Origin of the sequence: Erwinia phyllosphaerae, assembly GCF_019132875.1 — a bacterium.
Classification (GTDB): Bacteria; Pseudomonadota; Gammaproteobacteria; order Enterobacterales; family Enterobacteriaceae; genus Erwinia; species Erwinia phyllosphaerae.
On record NZ_JAHSPF010000002.1, the window covers coordinates 200,972 to 227,585 of the forward strand.

The 26,614-nt window shown below is 53.5% G+C and carries 24 protein-coding genes; 14 read left to right on the forward strand and 10 right to left on the reverse strand.

Annotated features, from left to right (window positions below; translation table 11 throughout):
* Positions 1-4 precede the first annotated feature (4 nt).
* A complete protein-coding gene (gene hemL / locus KUE00_RS04135) occupies positions 5-1,288 on the reverse strand; it encodes a glutamate-1-semialdehyde 2,1-aminomutase (protein WP_246758267.1) in 1,284 nt (427 codons plus the stop codon).
* A 169-nt stretch (positions 1,289-1,457) separates the two neighbouring features.
* Here hemL and clcA point away from each other — a divergent pair, with 169 nt between their 5' ends.
* Both clcA and erpA read left to right on the forward strand, forming a co-directional pair.
* Entirely contained in the window at positions 1,458-2,891 is a 1,434-nt protein-coding gene (gene clcA / locus KUE00_RS04140; RefSeq protein WP_246758270.1) for a H(+)/Cl(-) exchange transporter ClcA, read from the forward strand.
* Positions 2,892-2,969: 78 nt separating this feature from the next.
* Positions 2,970-3,314 carry an iron-sulfur cluster insertion protein ErpA gene (erpA, locus tag KUE00_RS04145; protein WP_246758272.1) on the forward strand — a complete coding sequence of 115 codons (345 nt, stop codon included), beginning with the start codon at positions 2,970-2,972 and terminating at the stop codon, positions 3,312-3,314.
* 39 nt (positions 3,315-3,353) lie between these two features.
* Here the strand turns inward: erpA and KUE00_RS04150 are convergent, their stop codons facing one another.
* From KUE00_RS04150 to mtnN, 3 genes are all read right to left on the reverse strand, one after another.
* Positions 3,354-3,608 (reverse strand): hypothetical protein, encoded by a 255-nt coding sequence (locus KUE00_RS04150; protein ID WP_246758273.1) that lies wholly within the window; start codon positions 3,606-3,608, stop codon positions 3,354-3,356.
* 134 nt (positions 3,609-3,742) lie between these two features.
* Positions 3,743-4,522 carry a vitamin B12 ABC transporter substrate-binding protein BtuF gene (btuF, locus tag KUE00_RS04155; protein WP_246758274.1) on the reverse strand — a complete coding sequence of 260 codons (780 nt, stop codon included), beginning with the start codon at positions 4,520-4,522 and terminating at the stop codon, positions 3,743-3,745.
* On the reverse strand, positions 4,515-5,210 hold the full coding sequence (gene mtnN / locus KUE00_RS04160; RefSeq protein ID WP_246758275.1) for a 5'-methylthioadenosine/S-adenosylhomocysteine nucleosidase: 696 nt from the start codon (positions 5,208-5,210) through the stop codon (positions 4,515-4,517). The genes btuF and mtnN overlap by 8 nt, the downstream gene beginning before the upstream one ends.
* A gap of 99 nt (positions 5,211-5,309) precedes the next feature.
* Here mtnN and dgt point away from each other — a divergent pair, with 99 nt between their 5' ends.
* The 3 genes from dgt to KUE00_RS04175 all read left to right on the forward strand — a co-directional run bounded on the left by dgt (position 5,310) and on the right by KUE00_RS04175 (position 9,707).
* Complete coding sequence (dgt, locus tag KUE00_RS04165) at positions 5,310-6,824, forward strand: dGTPase (protein WP_246758276.1); 1,515 nt, start codon at positions 5,310-5,312, stop codon at positions 6,822-6,824.
* A 145-nt stretch (positions 6,825-6,969) separates the two neighbouring features.
* On the forward strand, positions 6,970-8,397 hold the full coding sequence (gene degP / locus KUE00_RS04170; RefSeq protein ID WP_246758278.1) for a serine endoprotease DegP: 1,428 nt from the start codon (positions 6,970-6,972) through the stop codon (positions 8,395-8,397).
* A gap of 152 nt (positions 8,398-8,549) precedes the next feature.
* On the forward strand, positions 8,550-9,707 hold the full coding sequence (locus tag KUE00_RS04175) for a CdaR family transcriptional regulator (RefSeq protein WP_246758280.1): 1,158 nt from the start codon (positions 8,550-8,552) through the stop codon (positions 9,705-9,707).
* Positions 9,708-9,754: 47 nt separating this feature from the next.
* Here the strand turns inward: KUE00_RS04175 and KUE00_RS04180 are convergent, their stop codons facing one another.
* From KUE00_RS04180 to map, 6 genes are all read right to left on the reverse strand, one after another.
* Complete coding sequence (locus tag KUE00_RS04180) at positions 9,755-10,147, reverse strand: DUF3461 family protein (protein WP_246758282.1); 393 nt, start codon at positions 10,145-10,147, stop codon at positions 9,755-9,757.
* A gap of 337 nt (positions 10,148-10,484) precedes the next feature.
* A complete protein-coding gene (gene dapD / locus KUE00_RS04185) occupies positions 10,485-11,309 on the reverse strand; it encodes a 2,3,4,5-tetrahydropyridine-2,6-dicarboxylate N-succinyltransferase (RefSeq protein WP_246758283.1) in 825 nt (274 codons plus the stop codon).
* Positions 11,310-11,422: 113 nt separating this feature from the next.
* A complete protein-coding gene (gene glnD, locus KUE00_RS04190; protein ID WP_246758663.1) occupies positions 11,423-14,056 on the reverse strand; it encodes a bifunctional uridylyltransferase/uridylyl-removing protein GlnD in 2,634 nt (877 codons plus the stop codon).
* 116 nt (positions 14,057-14,172) lie between these two features.
* A complete protein-coding gene (locus tag KUE00_RS04195) occupies positions 14,173-14,535 on the reverse strand; it encodes a hypothetical protein (protein ID WP_246758284.1) in 363 nt (120 codons plus the stop codon).
* A gap of 73 nt (positions 14,536-14,608) precedes the next feature.
* Positions 14,609-14,863 (reverse strand): hypothetical protein, encoded by a 255-nt coding sequence (locus KUE00_RS04200; RefSeq protein ID WP_246758285.1) that lies wholly within the window; start codon positions 14,861-14,863, stop codon positions 14,609-14,611.
* Between the two features lie 343 nt (positions 14,864-15,206).
* Entirely contained in the window at positions 15,207-16,001 is a 795-nt protein-coding gene (gene map, locus KUE00_RS04205; RefSeq protein WP_246758286.1) for a type I methionyl aminopeptidase, read from the reverse strand.
* Positions 16,002-16,330: 329 nt separating this feature from the next.
* Here map and rpsB point away from each other — a divergent pair, with 329 nt between their 5' ends.
* From rpsB to bamA, 9 genes are all read left to right on the forward strand, one after another.
* Complete coding sequence (gene rpsB / locus KUE00_RS04210; protein WP_158781750.1) at positions 16,331-17,056, forward strand: 30S ribosomal protein S2; 726 nt, start codon at positions 16,331-16,333, stop codon at positions 17,054-17,056.
* 206 nt (positions 17,057-17,262) lie between these two features.
* Positions 17,263-18,114 carry a translation elongation factor Ts gene (gene tsf, locus KUE00_RS04215; protein WP_246758287.1) on the forward strand — a complete coding sequence of 284 codons (852 nt, stop codon included), beginning with the start codon at positions 17,263-17,265 and terminating at the stop codon, positions 18,112-18,114.
* A 153-nt stretch (positions 18,115-18,267) separates the two neighbouring features.
* On the forward strand, positions 18,268-18,993 hold the full coding sequence (pyrH, locus tag KUE00_RS04220; RefSeq protein ID WP_246758288.1) for a UMP kinase: 726 nt from the start codon (positions 18,268-18,270) through the stop codon (positions 18,991-18,993).
* Positions 18,994-19,117: 124 nt separating this feature from the next.
* Positions 19,118-19,675, forward strand: coding sequence for a ribosome recycling factor (frr, locus tag KUE00_RS04225; RefSeq protein WP_246758290.1), 558 nt, complete (start codon positions 19,118-19,120; stop codon positions 19,673-19,675).
* A 124-nt stretch (positions 19,676-19,799) separates the two neighbouring features.
* Entirely contained in the window at positions 19,800-21,014 is a 1,215-nt protein-coding gene (gene ispC, locus KUE00_RS04230; RefSeq protein ID WP_246758292.1) for a 1-deoxy-D-xylulose-5-phosphate reductoisomerase, read from the forward strand.
* Positions 21,015-21,169: 155 nt separating this feature from the next.
* Positions 21,170-21,922 (forward strand): (2E,6E)-farnesyl-diphosphate-specific ditrans,polycis-undecaprenyl-diphosphate synthase, encoded by a 753-nt coding sequence (gene ispU / locus KUE00_RS04235; RefSeq protein ID WP_246758294.1) that lies wholly within the window; start codon positions 21,170-21,172, stop codon positions 21,920-21,922.
* A gap of 18 nt (positions 21,923-21,940) precedes the next feature.
* Positions 21,941-22,798, forward strand: a complete 858-nt coding sequence (gene cdsA / locus KUE00_RS04240; RefSeq protein ID WP_246758295.1) for a phosphatidate cytidylyltransferase — start codon at positions 21,941-21,943, stop codon at positions 22,796-22,798.
* Between the two features lie 8 nt (positions 22,799-22,806).
* A complete protein-coding gene (gene rseP / locus KUE00_RS04245) occupies positions 22,807-24,156 on the forward strand; it encodes a sigma E protease regulator RseP (protein ID WP_246758296.1) in 1,350 nt (449 codons plus the stop codon).
* 50 nt (positions 24,157-24,206) lie between these two features.
* Complete coding sequence (gene bamA, locus KUE00_RS04250) at positions 24,207-26,609, forward strand: outer membrane protein assembly factor BamA (protein WP_246758297.1); 2,403 nt, start codon at positions 24,207-24,209, stop codon at positions 26,607-26,609.
* Positions 26,610-26,614 lie beyond the last annotated feature (5 nt).

Consider the following 26,614-nt stretch of genomic DNA (forward strand, 5'->3'; position numbering starts at 1 on the left):
CCGATCAGGCCAGCTTTGCAAAGCTACGGCGCGCGGCATCTACCGTGCGCTGAATGTCTTCCGGGCTGTGTGCCAGCGACATAAAGCCCGCTTCGAAAGCAGAAGGTGCAAGGTACACGCCTTCTTCCAGCATCAGATGGAAGAACTTTTTGAAGCGCTCAACGTCGCATTGAGTAACATCCTGGTAGCTGGTGACCTTATCGGCGTCGGTAAAGAACAGGCCAAACATGCCGCCGACGTGGTTGACGACCAGCGGAATATCACACTCTTTTGCTGCCTTAAGCAGGCCTTCCGCCAGTTGCGTAGTGAGTTCGTCCAGCGTCTCATGCGTGCCGGGCTGCGCAATTTCGCTCAGGCAGGCGAAACCAGCGGCCATAGCGATTGGGTTACCGGAAAGCGTACCCGCCTGATAAACCGGGCCAGTTGGGGCAAGCGCTTCCATCACTTCACGACGTCCGCCAAACGCGCCAACCGGCATGCCGCCGCCGATAATTTTACCCAGGCAGGTCAGGTCAGGTACCACGCCGTAGTGCGCCTGCGCGCCAGCCAGCGCCACGCGGAAGCCGGTCATCACTTCGTCGATAATCAGCAGCGCGCCGAACTCGTCGCACAGCGCACGCAGGCCCGGCAGAAATTCCGGCAGCGGCGGGATGCAGTTCATGTTGCCCGCAACCGGCTCAACGATGATACAGGCCACCTCGTGTGGATACTGCTCAAAAGCGGCCCGTACGGAATCAAGATCGTTATAGGTACAGGTCAGCGTATGCTTAGCAAAATCTGCCGGGACGCCAGGCGAGTTTGGCTGGCCCAGCGTCAGCGCGCCGGAACCGGCTTTCACCAGCAGGCAGTCGGCATGACCGTGGTAGCAGCCTTCGAATTTGATGATTTTATCGCGATGGGTGAAGCCGCGAGCCAGGCGAATAGCGCTCATGGTCGCTTCGGTACCGGAGTTAACCATGCGCACCATGTCCATCGTTGGCACCAGTTCGGTCACCAGCTCGGCCATTTTCACTTCCATCTCGGTTGGCGCGCCAAAGCTTAGCCCGCGCTCGGCGGCTTCAATGACCGCATTACGGATAGCGGGATGGTTATGGCCCAGCACCATCGGTCCCCAGGAACCGACATAGTCGATATAGGCTTTGCCGTCGGCGTCGTACAGATAGGCGCCGTTCGCGCGTTCAATAAAGAGCGGTACACCGCCAACGCCGGTAAAGGCGCGCACCGGCGAGTTAACGCCACCGGGGATAACTTGCTGTGCCTGAGCATAGAGATTTTCAGACTTACTCATGGTTCCGCTCCTGAGGATGCATTAAAAAAACGCTGCCATTCTAAGGGAACATGCGGCCGCGTTGGAAGGCCAGTCGCGCTTTTGACACGAAACGACAAGGATTTATCCGCGACATCAGCGCCAGGATGAGTAAACTATTTGCTTCGACTGAACTGATAACGAATGGAATATGCACCAGACAACCTCTTCGTCCGACCAGTTAAACGTTGTGCCTGCCCGCCGCGGTGACTTTCTCCGCCTGTTGTTAAGACGTGATAAAACGCCCGTCATCGTGCTAATTATGGCGGGTATTGTCGGTTTGCTGGCCGGTCTGGTTGGCGTTGTTTTTGAAAAAGCGGTGCATGCGGTGAGCAGCTGGCGACTCTCCCTGCTGGCTGACGTAGAAAAACACTGGATATTGCTTTTCCCGCTGGCGTTTATTCTTTCTGCGCTGCTGGCCGTTATCGGTTATTACCTGGTGCGGCGTTTTGCGCCGGAAGCTTCAGGGTCCGGCATTCCTGAAATAGAAGGCGCGCTGGAAGAGCTGCGTCCGGTGCGCTGGTGGCGCGTTATTCCCGTTAAGTTTATCGGCGGCATGGGATCGCTGGGGGCGGGTATGGTGCTGGGCCGTGAAGGGCCAACGGTACAGCTGGGCGGCAATATTGGCCGCATGGTGCTGGATATTTTCCGCATGAAAAGCGCCGAAGCCCGCCACTCACTATTGGCGACCGGCGCGGCGGCGGGACTGTCGGCGGCCTTTAATGCGCCGCTGGCAGGCATACTGTTTATTATCGAAGAGATGCGTTTGCAGTTTCGCTACAGCGTCATTTCAATTAAGGCGGTGTTCATCGGCGTTATTATGTCGAGCATCGTTTTTCGCGTATTCAATGGCGAACACGCGGTCATCGCGGTCGGCAAACTTTCTATTTCTCCTGTTAATACGCTTTGGCTGTATCTGCTGTTAGGCATGATTTTCGGCATTGTAGGCGTGGCGTTTAACGCATTGATTTTTAAAACGCAGGATATGTTTCAGCGCTTTCACGGCGGCAATTTACGTAAAGTTTTGATTATCGGTGCAATATTGGGCGGCGTGTGCGGCGTGCTTGGCGTTATCGAGCCGGAAGCGGCCGGTGGCGGTTTTGAGCTGATCCCTATCGCAGCGGCGGGCAATTACACCGTAGGCACGCTGCTGTTTATCTTTATTGCGCGAGTGGTTACCACGCTGCTCTGCTTTGGCTCCGGCGCACCGGGCGGCATTTTTGCACCGATGCTGGCGCTCGGCACGCTGCTGGGCACCGCCTTTGGAATGGCCAGCGCATCGCTGTTTCCCGCTTATCATCTGGAAGCGGGCACTTTTGCCATTGCCGGCATGGGCGCGTTGTTTGCCGCTTCGGTCAGAGCGCCGCTGACCGGCATCGTACTGGTGCTGGAAATGACCGATAATTACCAGCTTATTCTGCCTATGATTATCACCTGTCTTGGGGCAACATTGCTGGCGCAGTTCCTTGGCGGCAAACCGCTTTACTCTTCGCTGTTGGCCCGCACGTTGGAAAAGCAGCAGCAGGCCGATGACGCCGCCGCACGTAGTGCCAACACGCCAGCCGCAGGAAGGGCCGATACTTGATTGCTATACTGGTGTGTAAGATAATGGTGCAATTAATGGTCGAAATATGACCGGCCCGAGTGCCTGATGGAGTATCAAATGAGTGACGATGTAGCTCTGCCCCTGCAATTTACCGAAGCAGCGGCCAGTAAAGTCAAAAACCTGATTTCAGATGAAGAGAATCCGGATCTGAAACTGCGCGTTTATATCACCGGCGGCGGCTGCAGCGGCTTCCAGTACGGTTTTACCTTTGACGACAAGGTCAACGATGGCGATATGACCATTGAAAAATCGGGCGTGGCGCTGGTGGTGGATCCAATGAGCCTGCAGTATCTGGTTGGCGGCTCCGTGGACTATACCGAAGGGCTGGAAGGCTCACGCTTTATCGTAACCAATCCCAACGCCAAAACGACCTGCGGCTGCGGTTCTTCATTCAGCATCTGATATAAAAAAACCCCGACGTTTGACGGCCGGGGTTTTTACTTACCATTCTACTGTAACCAGTTTCGACGTCTGGTGCATTTTGCGGTCTTGCGAAAGCACCGTCTGCGTTACTTTTGGCTGCGCGGCAATTTGCTTACCGCAATCTACTGCTGGTGTTGCTGCTGATGTAGTACTTCGCCCGTCAATGTGACATTGCGAGTAAATGGTCAGTTTGACGCCGATACTGCCGGTAATCGAAGCAGCACAGACCTGACCAGCCATCATCAGGCCTAAGGCCAGTGAAGCGGCTTTCATTGCTGTAGTTTCCTGGTGTAAAGGGCATAGCCCTGAATTTCCGGGTGGCGTTTATAACTGCTTGCCGCCTCGTACTTAAGTTAACGACCAACTTCGTTGAAACTTTACACGACTTTAGTACAGTGCTCTGCTCTCTAAGGCTGTAGTTCGCTGCACAATTGCTGAGCGGCCTGAATAATACGGGGTCCAGGTCGGCTAAGCCAGTCATCCTTTATTACAATTACGCGGGCATTGAGCTGCGGTTGCCAGAAGGCGTTAATCGCCGCTATTTTAGTTGCTTCGCCGCCGGTAACGATCGCCTGCGGATGCCGCATCAGTACCTGCTCGCGGCTGACCTGCGGCCAGGGAACGCGGCTGTCGGCAAAGATATTTTTTCCGCCGCAAAGCTCGATAATTTCATTCTGTAAGGTATTGCGCGAGGCGGTGAAAAGCGGCTGTTGGCCGAACTGCAGGAACACGGATACCGGCGAAGCGTTTTTATAACGTTGTTTTAAACCATTCCACTGCTGTTGCAGCTGCGCGGCTTCCTGTTCCGCTTTTTGCGGCTGTGGGCTCCAGCTTTTCAGGCTGCGCACGCTGGCTATCATCTCGTTTACCGTTTTCGGCGCCAGCCAGATAACTTTGATGCCAAAAGCGGCCAGCTGTTCGACCTGGCGCTGTGGATTTCCTTCGCGCCACGCCAGCACCACGTCCGGCTTCAGGCTGAGAATGCGTTCCACGTTAATACCCTGCCAGTTGGCCACCTGTTCGATATTGACCGCTGCGGGCGGGTAATCCGAATACGCGCTGACGCCAACGGGCGTAATCCCCGCCGCGAACGCCAGCTCGGTTAAATTTGGCGCAAGAGTTATGATGCGAGGTGCGGCGGCTGCCGCCGTGCAATACAGCAGCAGCAACCAAAACAGCTTAGCCACGAAGATGCGTCAGCAGCGTTTCAACCAGCAGGGATGACTGCTGAGCGGCCACGACCAGAAACTCATCAAAGCTGAGGTGAGATTCCTGATCCGCAACGTCAGAAATTGCACGTACGACTACAAACGGCGTAGCGAACTGATGGCAGACGTGTGCGATGGCGGTTGCTTCCATTTCAACGCCTACAGCCTGCGGGAAAGTTGAGCGAATTCGCGCCAGCGGCTCGGCGCCGTTGATAAAAGCGTCGCCGCTGACCACCAGGCCGCGCACGGCGTTTAGCCCCAGCTGGCTGATGCAGCTTTCCGCTGCGGCAATCAGCTTTTCATCGGCGGCAAAAGCGGCCGGACAGCCCGCCATCTGGCCTGGCTCGTAACCGAAAGCGGTAACGTCGGCATCGTGATAGCGCACCTCGTCCGACACCACGATATCGCCCACCTTCAGCGTCGAGGCCAGGCCGCCTGCCGAGCCGGTATTGATGATAAAGTCTGGTTTGCACAGTTCCAGCAGCAGCGTGGTACCCATTGCCGCCGACACTTTGCCGATGCCTGATTTCAGCAGAGCGACCTCAACGCCGTTCAGCGTTCCGGTATAAATTTCACAACCGGCCAGCGCGATAGTCTGACGATTTTCAATTTTGTCGCGCAGCAGCGTAACTTCCTGCTCCATTGCACCAATAATGCCTGCTTTCATACGGATACTCGCTATTGTTGTAGAACCTGACAAATGTGGTACATAGTTTATCATGATTGATTGCATAAACTCACCAGAGCCGGTCAGGCGAGGGCTATTATGACAGCGACAGATTTCAGGACGAAATTCAGTTTCGAGCGCCCCTTTAATAATCGGGAAAAGCCTGAGGGTGAATATTATATAACCCGCCATTTTGAAAGCGATCGCGGGCGCATTATTAATTCCGCAGCAATCCGCCGACTTCAGCAGAAAACACAGGTGTTTCCACTGGAGCGTAACGCTGCGGTGCGTTCCCGGCTGACGCATTCGCTGGAGGTACAGCAAACCGGCCGCTATATCGTTAAAGAGATTGTTCAGGCGTTAAAAAAACAGCCTGGCGGCCTGGAGCAATATGGCCTGACCGAGCTGACCGGCGCGTTTGAAAGCCTGGTTGAGATGGCCTGTCTGCTGCACGACGTTGGCAATCCGCCCTTTGGACATTTTGGCGAAGCGGCAATTAACGACTGGTTTCGCGTTAATCTTCCCGGCATGCTGATTGAACCGCAGGCCGCTGGCGTGGAAAGCAGCGAGCAGAATGAAAAGTTTCTCGCTATGAATGCGCGTCTTCGCCAGGATCTTTGCCATTTTGAAGGTAACGCGCAGGCTATTCGCCTGGTGCATACGTTGCTTCAGCTTAACCTTTCCTATGTGCAGGTTGCCTGCATATTAAAATATACGGCACCCGCCTGGTTTCAGGGAAAGAAACCGGAGCAGTTCAGTACGCTAATGAAAAAGCCAGGGTATTATCTTTCGGAAGAAAAATATGTCGCCGATCTGCTAAGAGCCACCAATACACAGCAATATCACCGTTTCCCGCTAACCTATATTATGGAAGCCGCTGACGATATTTCTTACTGCATTGCCGACCTCGACGATGCGGTAGAAAAAGCCATTTTTAGCGTCGACCAGCTGTATAAATTTTTGCAGGACGAGTGGCTATTGTTAAAAAAACAGAACAAGGTCAGTTCTGACGAGCTTTTTGTAAAGATAGTCGGCTTTGCTTACACGGAGGCGCAAAGTAAAGAGCGCTTTCGCAGCAGAAGCGACACCTTTTTTATGAAGTTACGGGTAAAGGTGCAGTCTGCTCTTGTTGAACATGCCGTAAAACGTTTTGTCGATAATATCGATCAAATCTGGCAGGGGAGTTTTAATCATTCGCTGCTGGAAGATGAAGGTGATGAAAATCAGCTGCTGAATTTATTTAAAGTCGTGGCCAGAAAGCATGTATTTAATCATGCAGAGGTCGAGCAGCTTGAGCTGCAGGGATATCAAATCATTAAAGGCTTGTTAAATATTTATCAGCCGCTGCTTAAAATGTCTTATGCAGATTTTAACATACTGATAAATGAAGACTTCCATAAAGATTACCCGATTGAAACACGACTGTTTCATAAACTCTCCGGCAAGCATCGTAAAGCCTATCTTGTCCACATGAAGAACGTAAAAATTGAAGAGCGATTTGAACGTCTTCTTTGGGAGCGTTATTATCGCGCCAGGCTGTTGCAGGATTATGTTAGCGGCATGACCGATCTCTATGCCTGGGATGAATATCGGCGGTTAATGGCGCTGGAATAAACATCCTGTTCGGCAACTTTGTAAAGGTAGCGAATAAATTTTTACCTTTTGCTGAAACTTATACATGAACTTAGCGCTAAAAATTGAATCTCAACAGCACATTCGTCTTAATTTTTCCTGACCGGAACAGAAGAGAAACAAACGCATGAAAAAAACACTTTTAGCCAGCGCGTTAGCCCTGAGCCTGGGAATGGCAATTGGCCCCTCAGCAATAGCAGCCGAAACGGCTTCTTCCACCAGCCAGCAGTTACCCAGCCTGGCACCTATGTTAGAAAAAGTGATGCCGTCAGTGGTGAGTATCAACGTTGAAGGCAGCACAACGGTACGTACACCACGTTTACCTCAGCAATTCCAGCAGTTCTTTGGCGGCAATTCGCCATTCTGCCAGGACGGTTCGCCTTTCCAGAGTTCGCCAATGTGTCAGGGGGGCGGCCAGCAGGGCGGCGGTGCCGATACGCAGCAGGAAAAATTCCGCGCGCTGGGATCGGGCGTAGTGATCAATGCTGAAAAAGGGTATGTCGTCACTAATAATCACGTGGTAGATAACGCCACTAAAATTCAGGTGCAGCTGAGCGACGGTCGTAAATATGATGCCAAGGTTATTGGCAAAGATCCGCGTTCCGACATTGCGCTTATCCAGCTTAACGATGCGAAAAACCTGACCGCAATTAAAGTCGCCGATTCTGACGATCTCCGCGTTGGCGACTATACCGTGGCTATCGGTAACCCGTATGGCCTGGGCGAAACCGTGACCTCCGGCATCGTCTCTGCACTGGGACGCAGCGGCCTGAACGTGGAAAACTATGAAAACTTTATTCAAACTGATGCGGCCATTAACCGCGGCAACTCGGGCGGCGCGCTGGTCAACCTTAACGGTGAATTAATCGGGATCAATACCGCGATTCTGGCACCGGACGGCGGCAATATCGGCATCGGTTTCGCTATCCCCAGCAACATGGTCAAAAACCTGACGGCGCAGATGGTTGAATATGGCCAGGTAAAACGCGGCGAGCTGGGCATTATGGGCACCGAGCTGAACTCCGAGCTGGCAAAAGCCATGAAGGTTGACGCACAGCGCGGCGCCTTTGTCAGTCAGGTATTGCCAAAATCTTCTGCGGCCAAGGCCGGCGTGAAGGCGGGTGACGTCGTGGTTTCCATCAACGGGAAACCTATTTCCAGCTTTGCGGCGCTGCGTGCCCAGGTTGGCTCGCTACCGGTTGGCACCAAAATGGCGCTGGGCCTGATCCGCGACGGCAAGCCGCTGACGGTTAACGTCGAGCTACAGCAAAGCTCTCAGGCGAAGGTCGATTCCGGCAATATCTATGTCGGAATTGAAGGTGCCGACCTGAGCAACTACGACGCAAAAGGCGTGAAGGGCGTTAAGGTCGATAACGTGAAGGCTGGTTCGGCCGCGGCACGTGTCGGTCTGAAAAAAGACGATGTGATTTTGGGCGTTAACCAGCAGGCCGTCGCTAACCTTGGCGAACTGCGTAAAATCCTCGACAGCAAGCCTTCGGTTCTGGCGCTGAATATCCAGCGTGGTGACAGCACTATCTATCTGTTAATGCAGTAACTTCCTCGGGATGCTGGCTTATTGCAGCCAGCATCCGCCTGTCTGGCCTTGCCGTTATTTTTCCAGCCTGGATCACGCCTGGTGCATTTGCCTGATGTCGCGCTACGAGCCTGCGAGTATGCTGGCCCGATAAGCCTTTTCAGGAGTAACGGATGGCCACTTATCACCTTGATGCCCGCCTGGCGCAGGAAATCGTTGCCCGTACCATGAAAATAATTGACAGCAATGTCAATGTGATGGACGCGCGCGGCCGTATTATCGGCAGCGGCGACCGCGAACGTATTGGAGAAATGCACGAAGGTGCGCTGCTGGCGCTGTCGCAGGCGCGAGTTGTGGATATTGACGATGCGGTAGCAAAACATCTGCACGGCGTTCGTCCCGGCATTAATCTTCCTATGCGTATTGATGGCGAAATTGTCGGCGTCATTGGCCTGACCGGCGAACCAGAATCGCTGCGGCACTATGGCGAGCTGGTCTGTATGACGGCGGAAATGATGCTGGAACAGGCCCGGCTGCTGCATATGCTGGCGCAGGACAGCCGTCTGCGAGAGGAGCTGGTGCTCAATCTGATCCGCAGCGAGACGATTTCTCCGGCACTTACCGAATGGGCGCAGCGTTTACGTATAGATCTAAATCAACCGCGCGTGGTTGCCGTGGTAGAAGTCGACAGCGGCCAGCTTGGCGTAGACAGCGCTATGTCGGAGCTTCAGCAGCTGCAAACGTTATTGACCACGCCGGAAAGGGATAATCTGATCGCCATCGTTTCGCTAACGGAAATGGTGGTGTTAAAACCCGCTTTTAATGCGCATGGCCGCTTTGATGCCGAAGATCACCGCAAACGCATTGCGCTACTGCAATCCAGAATGAAGGACAGCGGCCAGCTGAGAATGCGTATTGCCTTAGGCAATTTTTTTACCGGGCCCGGCAGTATTGCGCGCTCTTACCGTACCGCGCAGACAACAATGCTGGTTGGCAAGCAACGGATGCCGGAGCAACGCAGCTATTTTTATCAGGACCTGGTGCTGCCTGTCCTGCTCGACAGCCTGCGCGGCGGCTGGCAGGCGGGTGAGCTTTCCCGTCCGCTGGCAAAATTGAAGACCATGGATAACAACGGACTGCTCAGAAGAACGCTTATCGCCTGGTTTAGCAATAACGTGCAGCCTTCCGCTACGGCAAAAGCGCTATATATTCATCGTAATACGCTGGAATACCGGCTAAACCGGATTTCGGAACTGACGGGGCTTAACCTGAGCAGCTTTGACGACCGTCTGCTGCTGTACGTGGCGCTACAGCTGGATGATGAGGCGTAGGTAAGCCGGCTGGGCAGGGGAGTTTTCCCTGGCGCAGCCGGTAGCATTTAACGGCTGTTGCGCGTCAGTTTTTCCAGGTCGGCTTCAATCTCCTGGATCTTATTAGTGACAACGCTTTCCAGGTGACGCAGATCGTCCAGGATCTTGCGCTTAAGATCGACTTCCACCTGATCCCGCTGGCAGATCTGATCCAGCTCATCAATCACGTAACGCAGGTTAGGACTGATCTCCTGAATTTCTTTAAAGCCCTGATTAACGTTATCAGCGACCACGGTTTTGCGCTGGCGCGGATATTTAAACTTCACGCTTTTGGCAAAAAATTCGCCTTTGTCTTTGCGAAAATAGATTTTCAGAATGTCGTTGCTGGCTTCCTGGCGCAGACTGTAGCGGTCAATGTCATCAGGGTTAGCAATGCCTAAACCTTTCAGATTGTCATACATGGGTTTTGTTCCTGAGTGAAGTTAATGTCGTTCCGGCCGCGCGTCGTGAATACTGCGTTGTGCAGTGCTCGCCCTATTTATGGACCGATAATCCATAAACGGGCTGCGCGCTTACGCCTTGTCTTCACCGGGCTCGCTTGTTCCGGACTCATGCGATAAATGTAGTCGTAAAAGTCACAGCACGAAGTACGTCAGAAATGATTAGTTGATGCGACGGCGCGAATTATCGCCTGGATAGTGTGCGATAGCATTACTTATTTTGCGTCGGAAAACATCTTTTGGGCGGGGAAACTGTAAAGAAAAAATGACGGGCTGCGGAAAGCAGCCCGTGGGGAAATTAGTCGATGGTGCGCAGAAGTTCGTTGATCCCTACTTTACTGCGGGTTTTAGCATCTACTTTTTTCACGATAACGGCACAGTAAAGGCTGTAGCTACCGTCTTTAGAAGGTAGGTTACCGGAAACGACTACGGAACCAGCGGGTACGCGGCCATAATGGACTTCGCCGGTTTCACGGTCGTAGATTTTGGTGCTCTGGCCAATATAAACGCCCATGGAAATGACCGCGCCTTCTTCTACAATCACACCTTCCACAATCTCAGAACGCGCGCCGATAAAGCAGTTGTCTTCGATAATGGTTGGATTAGCCTGCAGCGGTTCCAGCACGCCACCAATGCCGACGCCGCCGGAAAGGTGAACGTTTTTACCGATCTGCGCACAGGAACCTACGGTAGCCCAGGTGTCGACCATAGAGCCTTCATCGACGTAAGCACCAATATTGACGTAAGAAGGCATCAATACGGTGTTGCGCGCGATGAAAGCACCCTGACGAACGGCCGCTGGCGGAACGACGCGAAAACCTTCTTTTTTGAAGCGTGCATCGTCATAATCGGCGAATTTCATGGGTACTTTGTCGTAATAACGACTTTCAGCGCCATCAATCACCTGATTGTCATTGATACGGAAAGAGAGCAGCACGGCCTTTTTCAGCCACTGGTGCGTCACCCACTGACCGTCGATTTTTTCCGCTACGCGCAGAGCACCGCTGTCCAGCAACGCGATAACCTGGTTGACCGCTTCCCGCGTAACCGCATCGGCACTGGCGGGGGTGATGTCGGCGCGGCGCTCAAAGGCGCTCTCAATAACACTCTGTAATTGTTGCATTAATTCCGATTTCCTGTGTCAAATCATGTTCCGGAAAAAGCCTGTAACCCGCCAGAATAGAAACGGCGAGCGAGCGGGCCCTGTCCGAAAACGGGGGTAAAATTAAATCTCGGTCACACTTTATCGTTTGGATTAAGGGCCTCTGTCAACCGTTGTTGCAACTCGTGCCGCAATTCGCGCTTGAGCGCGCGGCGGTCGCTGTTAGCCAGAATAAATAAATCCTCAACTCGTTCGCCGATGGTGCTGATACGCGCGCCGTGAAGCGAAATGTTTAAATCGGCAAAAATTTCACCTACCCGGGCCAGCAAGCCAGGCTGATCCAGGGCAATAAGCTCCATATAGGTGCGTCTGTCGGTATGGTTCGGCAGAAATTTAACCTCGGTATCGACGCTAAAATGCTTTAGCCTGGCCGACTGGCGTCGGGTTCTGGCTGGCTGGAAGCTGCTTTGCCCAATGGCCTGCTCCAGCGCCTGGCGGATAGTTTCATGGCGATCTGCGGCCAGCGGACTGCCGTCCGGCTCCAGCACGATAAAGGTATCCATCGCCATTCCATCGCGGCTGGTGAAAATTTGCGCATCATGCACGCTGAGGTTACGGCGATCCAGCTCACCCGCCACCGTAGCAAACAGATAGGGCCTGTCGGGACTCCAGATAAAGATTTCCGTACCGCCGCGCGTGGCCTGCGGGCTTAATAACACCAGCGGCTGAGACAGGTCATGTTCCATCAGATGACGGGCGTGCCAGGCCAGCTGATTGGGCGTATGGCGCAGAAAATAATCCGCCCGGCAGCGTGCCCAGATGTCACGCAGCGCCTGCTCGTCCAGGTTATCCATGCGCAGCAGCGCCAGCGCCTGCAAACGATGATGCCGAACCCGTTCACGCAGATCGGGACTGTGTTCCATCCCGCGGCGCAACTGTTTTTCCGTAGCAAAAAAGAGCTCGCGCAACAGGCTCTGCTTCCAGCTGTTCCACAAGGTTTCGTTAGTGGCGCAGATATCCGCCACGGTCAGGCAAACCAGGTAGCGCAGCCTGTTTTCATTCTGCATCGCCTCGGCAAACTTCTGGATTTCTGCCGGATCCTGAATATCGCGGCGTTGTGCCGTGACCGACATCAGCAGGTGGTGACGTACCAGCCAGGCGACGAGCTGTGTTTCCCGTGAGTTAAGCCCGTGCAGTTCGGCAAATTCCAGCGCATCCTGCGCGCCAAGCACCGAATGGTCGCCGCCGCGCCCTTTGGCGATATCATGAAACAGCGCGGCCATTAACAGCAGTTCAAGCTGCGGCAGGCGCGGCCAGATTTCCACACAGAGCGGATGACGCGGCCGGGTAGCTTCATCAGCAAAGCTTTCCAGTTTTTGCAGCACCCGGATGGTGTGTTCATCTACGGTATAGGCGTGGAAAAGGTCGAACTGCATTTGCCCAACGATATTGCCCCACTGCGGCATATAAGCCCACAGCACGCTATGCCGATGCATCGGCACCAGCGCGCGGCTGACCGCGCCGGGATGGCGCAGAATTGACAGAAAGAGTTGACGAGCCTGTGGGATGGTGCAGAGCGGCTGCTGCAAATGACGGCGCGCGTATCTTAACTGGCGCAGCGTCGTGGAATAGATGCCGGTAATGTTTGGCGTCCGCACCATGGTGTAAAACAGGCGCATAATAGCGACAGGATCGCGCGTAAACAGCGTTTCATCGATGAGATCGATCAGCGTGCCGCGCAGCTGAAATTCTTCGTCAATAGCGCGCGGCTTTTCATCTTCGCCCAGCGCCAGAATCGCTTCGTCAAACAGCTGTAGCAACATCTGGTTTAGCTCGCTGATACGGCCGGTGACGCGGTAAAAATCTTTCATCATCCGCTCAACGGGTTCGTTGCCTTCGCCCTGATAGTTCAGGCGTTGCGCCACGTTTAGCTGACGGTCGAACAGCAGCCGGTTATCGTACCGGTTCAACGTCAGATGCAGCGCAAAACGGATCCGCCAGAGCAGGGTCTGGCACTCGTTAAGCTCGTTCCGTTCCGCCTCGGTCAGAAACCCAAAGCCAACCATTTCATCCAGTGAGGTCGCACCAAAATGGCGGCGCGCTACCCACAGCAAGGTATGGATATCACGTAATCCACCCGGGCTGCTTTTGATATCCGGCTCAAGGTTGTAGCTGGTGCCGTGATAGCGCTGATGCCGTTCCTGCTGCTCGTCGATTTTAGCCGCGAAAAAGCGATCGGAAGGCCAGAAGCCCTCGCTGAAAACGTTTTTCTGCAGCTCCAGAAATAACGCGACGTCGCCAGTCAGCAAACGGGACTCAATCAGGTTAGTGGCAACGGTAAGATCCGACAGACCTTCCAGCAGGCACTCTTCCAGCGTTCGAACGCTGTGGCCCACTTCCAGTTTGAGATCCCACATCAGCGTGAGCAGCTCGCTGGTACGCTGGGCATCTTCTGCAGAAAGAGGGTAGCGGCTGAGGATCAGCACGTCGATATCGGAAAGCGGATGCAGTTCGGCGCGACCATAGCCGCCAACGGCAACCAGCGCGATGTCTTCCTGCTCGGGAAAACCGTAAAAACGCCACAGGCGGCGCAGCAGACGATCGATAAACAACGTGCGTGCGGCGATTAGCTGCTCAACATTTTTACCCGCGTCAAAGGCACCAGCCAGATACTGCTGAAAATCTTCCAGATGCTGTTTTAGCGTATCGCGCGTCAGTTCAGCGTCTTGCCAGTCAGCAGGAGAAGAAGCCTGCCCGTATTCTTTCATTGTGGTATTCACGCCAGAGCTCCTGCAGTTTGCCTGTCGGCATCAAGACAAGCAGTGACAATAGCGTCACAGGGCACCAGAGATCAAAGAAAACGATGGGCGTTCGTCTACGGTAGTTACCTGAACCAGGCGGCGACGGCGGCGATAGCGGCAAGCGTTGCCGGGATAACGGTTAGCAGCAGGACGGTTTGCCTGTTGATGGCTTTTTGCAGCTCCTCCCGCAATTCACCGCGTGAAGCGATGATTTGTCCGGTAAGATCGCCGCGCAGTGAAACAATATCTGCTTTAAGCTCGCCACGCAGTGAAGCAATATCTTCTTTCAGCTCGCCGCGCAAAGCTGTCATTTCAGTACGAACGTTCGCGACGTCGGCGTGGGTGGCAAAACTTTCAGAGCGAACGGTAAGGGTAGCCAGATTTTTACTGATAGTGGCCACGTCGCTCTCAAGTTTCTTCACCCTTGGTTCAAGATTTTCCGTCACGTTTCCTCCTTCATCACTCCTGCAGTCAGACACAGGCAAAACAGGTAAAGCGGACTTACCATCCTCGTTGCATTCATTCGCGGTGGCATTCCTGAGCGCATAACCCATGGTTGCCTCCTTTATTTCTTCCCTTCTCTGGCTGCCCGATTATCGCTGGCATAAGGCAGAGGCCTGGAGTTCTGACGTTAAACCTGTTGCGGAATGGATAAAAAAGGAAGTTGCTTGCAGTCTGACTAAAAGTAAAGCCGCTCATGCCGTGGCCATTTTTCTGGAAAACAGAAAATAAAAAATCGCTGTATCTGTTCAGGAAGGGAACTGGCGTTTCCATAAGTCGATCTCCTTGTATGAATGTCTTGCGTCCTGCAAAAAAGGGAATGCCCTTACACTCTTTATGGTCAGTGCAATTTATAACCAAACGCCTGTTGATGTCTATCGAAAAGGACCGGCTGATTTCGCTTTCGGTAAGGAAATGCGGCATATCACGCAAAAGCTGCCTTTTTAACGGAAAGCGGGCGTTGGAATGGGCAGAAAAATCCGATTCCATAATGCGTTTAACGTGATGCTTTTGCAGTGTGGACGCACGGACGGGCCAGATAAATCAGTAGCAGCAGAGTTGATGCGTTGTTAAAACCCGACAGCGGAATGGCCGTCGGGTTTGGCAAGGAAGAGAATTAAGCGTCGGCAGTCAGAATAGCCGGAATGGTATCGTCTTTGCGCAGCGTCATAATTTCGCAGCCGTCTTCCGTAACCACGATAGTGTGCTCATATTGTGCAGAGAGGCTGCGATCTTTGGTCTTTACCGTCCAGCCATCTTTCATGCTGCGAATGCGGTAATCGCCTGCGTTAACCATTGGCTCAATGGTAAAAGCCATACCGGCCTGCAGCACAACGCCGCCATCATCCGCATCGTAATGCAGCACCTGAGGCTCTTCGTGGAAGCCTTTCCCAATGCCGTGTCCGCAATACTCACGAACCACAGAGAAATCCTGTGCTTCAACAAATTTCTGGATTTCACGGCCAATGGTGCGCAGTCGAATACCCGGTTTGACCATGCGCAGCGCCAGGTAAAGGCTTTCCTGCGTTACGCGGCACAGACGTTCGCCCTGAATAGTCGGCTTGCCCGCGATATACATTTTTGACGTGTCGCCATGATACTCATCTTTAATGACGGTCACGTCGATGTTCACGATATCTCCATCTTTCAGGATTTTCTCGTCACTCGGGATACCGTGGCAAACAACTTCGTTGACTGAAATACAGACCGATTTAGGAAAACCGTGATAGCCAAGGCTGGCCGACACCGCTTTCTGGGTGTTAACGATGTAATCGTGGCACAAACGGTCAAGCTCGCCGGTGCTGACGCCGGGTTTAACGTGCTCTTCGATCATTTCCAGCACTTCGGCCGCCAGGCGTCCGGCGACGCGCATTTTTGCGATTTCTTCAGGGGTTTTGATTGTAATTGCCATTAATTTAGTCCGCAGCTGTCGCTATTTTCGACAATAATAAAGGAAGTGCAGCAATGTTAGCAGCCCACCTTGCTGCTGCCAATTGCAGTTTGCGGCAGGGGACGGATAGCTAACAATCATTGGCTTCACGGGCAGCTTTATGGTATAAAGCGCGCCGACGATTCTCTGTGGGAAAGTTTGCAGAGAAACGCATAAATCTCACTATGTGTAAATAACACACATGTATCGACACATACGCCGGGGTGCCTTAATCACTGCGCAAGCAGTCTGCGAGGTCGGTCGTATGGGATACATGGAGGCTTAACCCCAATCAATTTACAGAGGTAATCATGGCAACTGTTTCCATGCGCGACATGCTCAAGGCTGGTGTACACTTCGGTCACCAGACCCGTTACTGGAACCCAAAAATGAAGCCATTCATTTTCGGCGCTCGTAACAAAGTTCACATCATCAACCTTGAAAAAACCGTACCAATGTTCAACGAAGCTCTGGCTGAATTGACCAAGATCTCTTCCCGTAAAGGTAAGATCCTGTTTGTTGGTACCAAGCGCGCTGCAAGCGAAGCGGTAAAAGAGCACGCTCTGAGCTGCGATCAGTTCTTCGTTAACCACCGCTGGTTGGGTGGCATGCTGACTAACTGGAAAACCGTTCGTCAGTCCATCAAACGTCTGAAAGATCTGGAAACTCAGTCTCAGGACGGTACGTTTGATAAACTGACCAAGAAAGAAGCGCTGATGCGTAATCGTGAGCTGGCCAAGCTGGAAAACAGCCTGGGCGGTATCAAAGACATGGGCGGCCTGCCAGACGCGCTGTTCGTTGTTGATGCTGACCACGAGCACATCGCAATCAAAGAAGCTAACAACCTGGGTATCCCGGTGTTCGCTATCGTTGATACTAACTCTGATCCAGACGGCGTTGACTACATCATCCCAGGCAACGACGATGCAATCCGTGCTGTAAGCCTGTACCTGACCGCTGTGGCTACCACCGTGCGTGAAGGTCGCTCTCAGGACCTGGCTCAGCAGGCTGAAGAAAGCTTCGCTGAAGCTGAGTAATAAGGTTTGCTCCACAGAGAGCCCTTATACCCGTCAGGGTAAAATCAGATGTTAATCTGTAAGGGGCCTTGATTGGCCCCTTTATTTTGAATTCGCTTTGCCGCTGGTGACCCATCGGCGGGGCAATATTTCTCCCGAGAAACAGGTATCTGTCGTGGCGCCATCCGGCGAACCGGGCAGGTGCTGAGCTAACCGAGGATTAGAGAATGGCTGAAATTACTGCTGCTCTGGTAAAAGAACTGCGCGAGCGCACTGGCGCTGGCATGATGGATTGTAAGAAAGCGCTGACTGAAGCTAGCGGCGACATCGAGCTGGCCATCGAAAACATGCGTAAATCTGGCGCGATCAAAGCGGCGAAAAAAGCAGGCAACGTAGCTGCTGACGGCGTGATCAAAACCAAAATCGACGGCAACTACGGCGTGATCCTGGAAGTTAACTGCCAGACCGACTTCGTTGCTAAAGATGGCGGTTTCCAGGCGTTCGCTGACAAAGTGCTGGATGCGGCTGTTGCCGGCAAAATCACTGATGTCGAAGTGCTGAAAGCACAGTTCGAAGAAGAGCGCGTTGCACTGGTTGCTAAAATCGGTGAGAACATCAACATCCGTCGCGTAGCTTCCCTGGAAGGCGACGTGCTGGGCAGCTACCTGCACGGCGCGCGTATCGGCGTACTGATCTCTGCAACCGGCGCTAACGAAGAGCTGGTTAAGCAGCTGGCTATGCACGTTGCTGCAAGCAAGCCTGAGTTTGTTAAGCCAGAAGACGTTTCTGCTGAAGTAGTAGAAAAAGAGTACCAGGTTCAGCTGGACATCGCTATGCAGTCCGGCAAGCCGAAAGAAATCGCAGAGAAAATGGTTGAAGGCCGCATGAAGAAATTCACCGGCGAAGTTTCTCTGACCGGTCAGCCTTTCGTTATCGACCCGTCTAAAACCGTTGGCCAGCTGCTGAAAGAGCAGGGTGCTGACGTCGTTAACTTCATCCGCTTTGAAGTGGGCGAAGGTATTGAGAAAGCTGAAACAGATTTCGCTGCAGAAGTTGCGGCAATGTCCAAGCAGTCTTAATCGCTTGAAAAGAACCGCCAACCGGCGGTTCTTTTTTATCTGCCTTCTCAGGCAATTTTCAGCCTCATCCCAATAGTATTTTTTCAATGCCCGCGGGATGATAGTGCAGATTTAACTCCTCACATCGACAGACATCTTCCAGGAAAAAAAACCATGGCGACCAATGCAAAACCTGTTTATCAACGTATCCTGCTAAAACTGAGCGGCGAAGCCCTGCAAGGTGCCGAAGGCTTCGGTATCGATGCAAGCGTGCTGGATCGTATGGCTCAGGAAGTGAAGGAACTGGTAGAGCTGGGCATTCAGGTGGGTGTGGTTATCGGTGGTGGTAATCTGTTCCGTGGCGCAGGTCTGGCGCAAGCCGGCATGAATCGCGTTGTGGGTGACCACATGGGCATGCTGGCGACCGTAATGAACGGACTGGCCATGCGTGATGCGCTGCATCGTGCCTACGTCAACGCTCGCCTGATGTCAGCTATTCCATTGAACGGCGTCTGTGATAACTACAGCTGGGCAGAGGCCATCAGCCTGCTGCGTAACAACCGCGTGGTGATTTTCTCTGCGGGAACCGGCAACCCATTCTTTACTACCGACTCAGCAGCCTGCCTGCGTGGTATTGAGATTGAAGCTGACGTCGTACTGAAAGCAACCAAAGTAGACGGCGTCTACTCTGAAGATCCGGTCAAAAATCCGGACGCTACCCTGTACGATCAGCTGAGCTACACCGAAGTGCTGGAACGTGAACTGAAAGTGATGGATCTGGCCGCCTTTACGCTGGCTCGTGACCATAAACTGCCGATTCGCGTTTTCAACATGAACAAGCCGGGCGCGCTGCGCCGTGTAGTGATGGGCGAAAAAGAAGGCACCCTGATTACGCAATAATATCTGTTAGCGCGTAAAATAAGGTATATTCTGCCTTCATAGTGCTGAACGCACCCATATTATGACTTAAAACGGGCTCTGGTCGCAGAGCCTGGCAGGTTAACCAGAATCCAAGGGTTACAACGTGATTAACGAAATCAGAAAAGATGCCGAAACGCGCATGGACAAATGCCTGGAAGCGTTTAAAAACCACATCAGCAAAATCCGTACCGGCCGCGCTTCGCCAAGTATTCTTGATGGCATTATGGTTGATTACTACGGTTCTTCCACGCCGCTGCGCCAGCTGGCAAGCGTCACGGTTGAAGATTCCCGTACACTGAAAATCAACGTATTTGACCGTTCAATCAGCGCAGCGGTAGAAAAAGCCATTATGGCTTCTGACCTGGGCCTGAACCCAAGCTCGGCGGGCAGCGATATCCGCGTTCCGCTGCCAGCGCTGACGGAAGAGCGTCGTAAAGACCTGATTAAAATCGTTCGTGGCGAAGCCGAGCAGGGGCGCGTTTCCGTGCGCAACGTTCGCCGTGATGCTAACGACAAAGTGAAAGCTCTGTTGAAAGACAAAGAGATCAGCGAAGACGAAGAGCGTCGCTCTCAGGATGATATTCAAAAAATGACCGACGTGTTCATCAAGAAAGTTGATGCCGCGCTGGCAGAAAAAGAAGCGGAACTGATGGACTTCTGAGTCGATCGGTATCGTGACTTAACGCCGTACAGATTGCCGCTTTTATCGGGCAGTCTTACGGCGTTTTGCATTTATTCCTTTGCCTGGCGAGCCGCTCTCGCGGGCTACTACACAGAGCATCCTCATGAAGCAACTGACCATTCTTGGTTCCACCGGTTCTATCGGCACCAGCACGCTGGCCGTGATTAAAGCGAATCCCGAACTGTTTGCCGTTAAGGCGTTAGTTGCCGGTCACAACGTTGAGCTGATGGCTGAACAGTGCCATATTTTCCGGCCCGCTTACGCAGCCATGGCCGATGAGGCTTCTGCCGCTGCGTTGCGCCTGAAGCTGGCGGATTTAAATGTTGCGACGGAAGTCATGAGCGGTGAAAAAGCAGCCTGTGAACTGGCTGCTCTGGACGATGTGGATCAGGTGATGGCAGCAATTGTTGGCGCGGCGGGACTGTTGCCAACGCTGGCGGCCATTCGCGCCGGTAAACAGGTGCTGCTGGCCAATAAAGAGTCGCTGGTCACATGCGGCCAGCTATTTATGGAGGCCGTCAGCCAGTATAAGGCGCAGCTTCTCCCGGTCGACAGCGAACATAATGCCATTTTTCAGAGTTTGCCCGCTTCCCTCCAGCGCCAGTTAGGATACGCTTCTCTGCGGGATAATGGCATTGAAAGCATTATCCTTACGGGATCGGGTGGCCCTTTTCGCGAAACGCCGTTAGCCGAGCTGGCAACAATGACGCCAGACCAGGCCTGCGCGCATCCGAACTGGACGATGGGACGAAAAATTTCCGTCGATTCGGCCACCATGATGAATAAAGGTCTGGAATATATCGAAGCCCGCTGGTTGTTTAACGCTACCGACGCGCAAATGGAAGTGATCCTGCATCCGCAGTCTGTTATCCACTCAATGGTTCGTTACCGTGACGGCAGCGTACTGGCGCAGCTGGGTTCGCCAGATATGCGTACGCCGATTGCTCATGTTATGGCATGGCCGCAGCGCGTGCAGTCCGGTGCAAAGCCGCTGGATTTTACCCGCATGGGCGCAATGACCTTCGCTGAGCCAGACTATGCGCGCTATCCCTGTTTAAAGCTCGCTATCGACGCCTGCAAAACGGGCCAGGCGGCTACTACAGCACTAAACGCCGCGAATGAAATTGCCGTGGCGGCTTTCCTGGCTAAGCAGATCCGCTTTACGGATATTGCCAGCGTAAATATGAGCGTGCTGGAAATGCTTTCCTGTCGTGAGCCAGCAAGCGTAGAGGCCGTGTTGGATATCGATCGCCAGGCGCGAGAAGCGGCACAAACATGCCTGTCGCGTTTTTCTGGTACGGGTAGCGTCCATTTGTGAGGTGAGGGCGGAGATGGTACAATCTTCGGCCGCCTGTATAGCGTAGTAGCCACAAACTGGTTGCCATTGCCGTGAAGGATACGGCTGTTTACGTCGAGCAGGTAAGGTATTTCAGAAACCATTGTATTTCTGATTAAAGGAAATAATTACGCGTTATGTCGTCCGAAAATCAAATAAAAACCGATGACCAGCAGGGTGAACATCCCCGTCATGTGGCCATCATTATGGATGGCAATGGCCGCTGGGCCAAAAACCAGGGCAAAATGCGCATTACGGGGCATAAGGCGGGTGTAAAATCGGTCCGTCGTGCCGTCAGCTTTGCCGTCAGCAATAAGCTGGACGCGCTTACCCTGTATGCTTTCAGCAGCGAAAACTGGAATCGTCCGCCACAAGAAGTGATGGCGTTGATGGAACTGTTTGTCTGGGCGCTGGACAGCGAGGTAAAAAGCCTCCATAAGCATAATGTTCGCCTGCGGATCATTGGCGACACCGGCCGCTTTAACGCCCGTTTACAGGAACGTATTCGCCGTGCCGAGGAACTTACTCAGCAAAATAATGGACTCACCCTGAACATTGCCGCGAATTATGGCGGACGTTGGGATATTATTCATGGTGTCAGGAAAATCGCAGAGCAGGTGCAGGAAGGTCTGATTCGTCCAGACCAGATCGAGGAAGAAAATCTCGGTCAGTACCTTTGTCTCAATGACCTGGCGCCGGTGGATCTGGTAATAAGGACAGGGGGAGAGCATCGAATCAGTAACTTTTTGCTGTGGCAGGTTGCCTACGCGGAGTTCTTTTTTACCGATGTTCTCTGGCCTGATTTTGATGAACAAGTTTTTGAAGGTGCACTGAATGCGTTTGCACAACGAGAGCGCCGCTTTGGCGGTGCAGCACCCGGCGGCGCCTGAGCGCACTGGAGGTAATCTTTGCTGAAGTCACGCCTGATTACCGCATTAATACTCATTCCGATCGTGATTGCAGCGCTGTTTCTGCTGCCGCCTCCCGGATTTGCTATTGTCACGCTGGCCGTCTGCATGTTGGCGGCCTGGGAATGGGGACAGTTCGCTGGCCTGGCCTCGCGCTCGCAGCGCGTCTGGCTGGCCGTCCTGTGCGGGCTGCTGCTTGCTGTGATGATGTTTACCCTTCCTGCCTATCATCATTCCGTTCATTTGACGCAGATTGCCGGTTCGCTATGGGCGGCCCTGGTCTGGTGGATCGCAGCGCTGTTGCTGGTGCTAACCTATCCTGGTTCTGCGGCGCTATGGCGTCGCTCTCGCGTGTTGCGCCTGCTGTTTGGCGTGTTAACTATCGTGCCGTTTTTCTGGGGTATGGTGGCGCTGCGCCAGTACCATTATGAAACTGACCACTTTAGTGGTGCCTGGTGGCTGCTGTACGTCATGCTTCTGGTATGGGGTGCAGATTCGGGCGCGTATATGTTTGGCCGCCTGTTCGGTAAGCACAAACTGGCGCCGAAAGTATCGCCAGGAAAAACCTGGGAAGGTTTTTTTGGCGGTCTCGTCACTTCAGCCGTTATCGCCTGGCTGTTCGGCCTGTGGGCACCGTTGAGCATTTCGCCCGGCGTTCTGCTAACCTGCTCTCTCGTCGCGGCGCTGGCGTCCGTGTTAGGCGATTTGACCGAAAGTATGTTCAAACGCGAAGCGGGCATCAAAGACAGCGGCCAGCTTATTCCTGGCCACGGTGGGATATTGGATCGTATCGATAGCCTGACGGCGGCGGTGCCGGTGTTTGCCTGCCTGCTGCTGCTGGTGTTCGGCACGCTATAAGGGACTTTATGTTGAGTATACTCTGGAGCCTTGGCGCTTTTATCGTTGCGCTGGGTATTCTGATAACCGTGCACGAATTTGGGCATTTCTGGGTGGCTCGCCGCTGCGGCGTCAAGGTAGAGCGGTTCTCCGTTGGCTTTGGCAAAGCGCTGTGGCGACGCCGCGATCGCCAGGGTACCGAGTATGTCATCGCACTGATCCCGCTGGGCGGCTACGTTAAGATGCTGGATGAACGCGTCGAAAGCGTCCCGCCTGAACTCCGCCATCTCTCCTTCAATAATAAAACCGTGCTGCAACGCGCGGCGATTATCAGCGCCGGGCCGCTGGCCAATTTCCTGTTCGCTATCGTGGCTTACTGGCTCGTTTTTATTATCGGCGTACCGGGTGTTCGCCCGGTAGTTGGCGAAATAGTAAGCGGTTCGCAGGCTGCAGAAGCGCAAATTACGCCAGGAATGGAACTTAAGGCCGTTGACGGCATCGAAACGCCTGACTGGGAAGCTGTGCGTATGGCGCTGGTAACTAAAATTGGCGACCAGCAGACTACGCTCAGCGTGGCGCCGTTTGGCACTGCTCAGGTTCGTGACGTCCGGCTCGATTTGCGCAACTGGCATTTTGAGCCTGACAGGCAGGATCCGGTCGCTTCGCTGGGCATTCGGCCACGCGGGCCGCAGGTAGAAACCGTGCTGGCTGAAATCCAGACCAACTCGGCGGCGGCCAAAGCAGGTTTGCAAGCAGGTGACAGGATCGTTAAAGTCGATGGTCAGCCGCTGGACCAGTGGCAGCAGTTTGTCACATTGGTTCGCGATAATCCTGGTCAACCGCTGGCGGTTGAGGTCGAGCGTCAGGGCAGCCCTGTAAGCTTGACGTTGACGCCGGACGCAAGACCGGGAAATAAAGCAGAAGGCTTTGCGGGCGTAATCCCGCGTATTATTCCTCTGCCGGATGAATACAAAACGGTACGCCAGTATGGACCGTTTGCGGCCGTTGGTGAGGCCAGCGCGAAAACCTGGCAGCTAATGAAGCTGACGGTAACGATGCTGGGCAAGCTGATTGTCGGCGAAGTGAAGTTGAACAATCTCAGCGGGCCGATTTCAATCGCCCAGGGTGCTGGGATGTCGGCGGAATATGGCTTGATTTATTATCTGATGTTCCTCGCTTTAATCAGCGTGAACCTTGGAATTATCAATCTGTTCCCCTTGCCGGTACTAGATGGTGGACATTTGCTGTTTCTGGCGATCGAAAAGATCAAAGGTGGGCCGGTGTCTGAGCGAGTTCAGGACTTCAGTTATCGCATTGGCTCTGTTTTGCTGGTGCTGTTAATGGGGCTTGCACTATTCAATGATTTCTCGCGTCTTTAACGGCCTGACCGTTTGATGCGAGAACCAGTTAGGAAGAATGCATAACAACGATGGCGATGAAAAAGTTGCTCATAGCGTCGCTGCTGTTTAGCAGCGCCACCGTATACGCGGCAGACGGCTTCGTGGTGAAGGATATCCATTTCGAAGGCCTGCAGCGAGTCGCCGTCGGGGCGGCATTGCTCAGTATGCCTGTCCGCGTGGGAGATACCGTCTCCGATGATGATATCAGTAATACCATTCGCGCTCTTTTCGCGACCGGGAACTTTGAGGATGTTCAGGTTCTGCGAGACGGCAATACGCTAATCGTGCAGGTGAAAGAGCGCCCGACCATTGCCAGCATCACCTTCTCCGGCAACAAGGCGGTGAAGGACGACATGCTCAAGCAGAACCTTGAGGCTTCTGGCGTGCGCGTGGGCGAAGCACTGGATCGCACCACCATCTCGACTATCGAGAAAGGGCTGGAAGATTTCTACTACAGCGTGGGTAAATACAGTGCCAGCGTGAAAGCGGTTGTTACGCCACTGCCGCGTAACCGTGTCGATCTTAAACTGGTCTTTACCGAAGGCGTTTCCGCTAAAATCCAGCAGATTAACGTTGTCGGCAACAAAGCGTTCAGTTCCGACGAACTGATTTCTCGCTTCCAGCTGCGTGATGAAGTGCCGTGGTGGAACCTGGTTGGCGATCGCAAATATCAGAAGCAAAAGCTGGCTGGCGACTTAGAGACGCTGCGCAGCTTCTATCTGGATCGCGGCTATGCGCGCTTTAATATTGATTCGACGCAGGTCAGCCTGACGCCGGACAAAAAAGGCATCTACATCACCATTAACATTACCGAAGGCGATAAGTACAAGCTTTCAAGCGTAGTGGTAAACGGCAGCATGGCGGGCCATTCGGCGGAAGTTGAGTCTCTGACTAAAATCCAGCCGGGCGAACTCTATAACGGTGCCAAAGTCACCAAAATGGAAGACGACATCAAGAAGATGTTTGGTCGCTATGGTTATGCCTATCCGCGCGTGGTGACGCAGCCGGAAATCAACGATGCGGATAAAACCGTTAAGCTGCACGTCAACGTTGATGCGGGCAACCGTTACTACGTACGTAAAGTCCGTTTTGAAGGCAACGATACCTCAAAAGATTCCGTGCTGCGCCGCGAAATGCGCCAGATGGAAGGCGCATGGCTGGGTAGCGATCTGGTTGAGCAGGGTAAAGAGCGTCTGAACCGTACCGGCTATTTCGAAACGGTTGATACCGATACGCAGCGCGTACCGGGCTCGCCTGACCAGGTTGATGTGGTTTATAAAGTTAAGGAACGTAATACCGGTACCTTTAACTTTGGCGTAGGTTACGGCACCGAAAGCGGCGTTAGCTTCCAGGTTGGCGTGACGCAGGATAACTGGCTGGGCACGGGTAATACCGTTGGCATCAGCGGCACCAAAAACGACTACCAGACCTATGCTGAGTTCTCGCTGACCGATCCGTACTTTACGGTCGACGGCGTCAGCCTGGGCGGCCGCATCTTCTACAACGATTTTAAAGCAGATGATGCAGATCTTTCCGACTATACCAACAGAAGTTACGGTACAGACGGTACGCTGGGCTTCCCGGTTAACGAAAACAACACGCTGCGCGTGGGTCTGGGTTACGTGCATAACGACCTGTCCCACATTCAGCCACAGATCGCGATGTTCCGCTATCTGCAATCTGTAGGACAGAACCCGAGTTTCGATAAGAACGCCAGCTATTCAGCTGACGACTTCACGTTTAACTACGGCTGGACGTACAACACGCTGGACCGCGGCTTCTTCCCAACTTCCGGTAACCGCACCAACCTGAATGGTAAAGTAACGATTCCTGGTTCGGATAACGCCTTCTACAAAGCGACGCTGGATACGCAGCAGTACGTACCGCTCAACCAGGATCGTACCTGGGTGCTGTTGGGTCGCGGTAAGGTTGGTTACGGTGATGGCCTGAATGGCAAAGAGCTGCCGTTCTACGAGAACTTCTACGCCGGTGGTTCCAGCACCGTACGTGGTTTCCGCTCCAATACCATTGGTCCAAAAGCGGCTTACTACAATAACGGTTCAAGCACCTGCTCAACCGGTACGCTGTGTGACTCAAGCGATGCGGTGGGCGGTAACGCGATGGCTACGGCCAGCGCCGAGCTGATTACGCCAACGCCGTTCCTGAGCGAAAAATATGCAAATTCCGTACGTACCTCGCTGTTTGTCGATGCCGGTACCGTATGGGATACCGCATGGGAAAATACGGCGGAAACGCGCGCGGCAGGTATTCCGGACTATAGCGATCCGGGCAACATTCGTATGTCGGCTGGTCTGGCACTACAATGGATGTCGCCGCTGGGGCCGCTGGTGTTCTCTTACGCCCAGCCGTTCAAGAAGTACGATGGAGACAAAGCCGAGCAGTTCCAGTTTAATATCGGTAAAACCTGGTAAACTGC

Excerpts from the sequence above, each read along its gene's own strand:
- hemL (WP_246758267.1), bottom strand. The coding sequence starts at position 1,288 with ATGAGTAAGTCTGAAAATCTCTATGCTCAGGCACAGCAAGTTATCCCC.
- clcA (WP_246758270.1), top strand. The coding sequence starts at position 1,458 with ATGCACCAGACAACCTCTTCGTCCGACCAGTTAAACGTTGTGCCTGCC.
- erpA (WP_246758272.1), top strand. The coding sequence starts at position 2,970 with ATGAGTGACGATGTAGCTCTGCCCCTGCAATTTACCGAAGCAGCGGCC.
- KUE00_RS04150 (WP_246758273.1), bottom strand. The coding sequence starts at position 3,608 with ATGAAAGCCGCTTCACTGGCCTTAGGCCTGATGATGGCTGGTCAGGTC.
- mtnN (WP_246758275.1), bottom strand. The coding sequence starts at position 5,210 with ATGAAAGCAGGCATTATTGGTGCAATGGAGCAGGAAGTTACGCTGCTG.
- dgt (WP_246758276.1), top strand. The coding sequence starts at position 5,310 with ATGACAGCGACAGATTTCAGGACGAAATTCAGTTTCGAGCGCCCCTTT.
- degP (WP_246758278.1), top strand. The coding sequence starts at position 6,970 with ATGAAAAAAACACTTTTAGCCAGCGCGTTAGCCCTGAGCCTGGGAATG.
- KUE00_RS04175 (WP_246758280.1), top strand. The coding sequence starts at position 8,550 with ATGGCCACTTATCACCTTGATGCCCGCCTGGCGCAGGAAATCGTTGCC.
- KUE00_RS04180 (WP_246758282.1), bottom strand. The coding sequence starts at position 10,147 with ATGTATGACAATCTGAAAGGTTTAGGCATTGCTAACCCTGATGACATT.
- dapD (WP_246758283.1), bottom strand. The coding sequence starts at position 11,309 with ATGCAACAATTACAGAGTGTTATTGAGAGCGCCTTTGAGCGCCGCGCC.
- glnD (WP_246758663.1), bottom strand. The coding sequence starts at position 14,056 with ATGAAAGAATACGGGCAGGCTTCTTCTCCTGCTGACTGGCAAGACGCT.
- KUE00_RS04200 (WP_246758285.1), bottom strand. The coding sequence starts at position 14,863 with ATGGAAACGCCAGTTCCCTTCCTGAACAGATACAGCGATTTTTTATTT.
- map (WP_246758286.1), bottom strand. The coding sequence starts at position 16,001 with ATGGCAATTACAATCAAAACCCCTGAAGAAATCGCAAAAATGCGCGTC.
- rpsB (WP_158781750.1), top strand. The coding sequence starts at position 16,331 with ATGGCAACTGTTTCCATGCGCGACATGCTCAAGGCTGGTGTACACTTC.
- tsf (WP_246758287.1), top strand. The coding sequence starts at position 17,263 with ATGGCTGAAATTACTGCTGCTCTGGTAAAAGAACTGCGCGAGCGCACT.
- pyrH (WP_246758288.1), top strand. The coding sequence starts at position 18,268 with ATGGCGACCAATGCAAAACCTGTTTATCAACGTATCCTGCTAAAACTG.
- ispC (WP_246758292.1), top strand. The coding sequence starts at position 19,800 with ATGAAGCAACTGACCATTCTTGGTTCCACCGGTTCTATCGGCACCAGC.
- ispU (WP_246758294.1), top strand. The coding sequence starts at position 21,170 with ATGTCGTCCGAAAATCAAATAAAAACCGATGACCAGCAGGGTGAACAT.
- rseP (WP_246758296.1), top strand. The coding sequence starts at position 22,807 with ATGTTGAGTATACTCTGGAGCCTTGGCGCTTTTATCGTTGCGCTGGGT.
- bamA (WP_246758297.1), top strand. The coding sequence starts at position 24,207 with ATGGCGATGAAAAAGTTGCTCATAGCGTCGCTGCTGTTTAGCAGCGCC.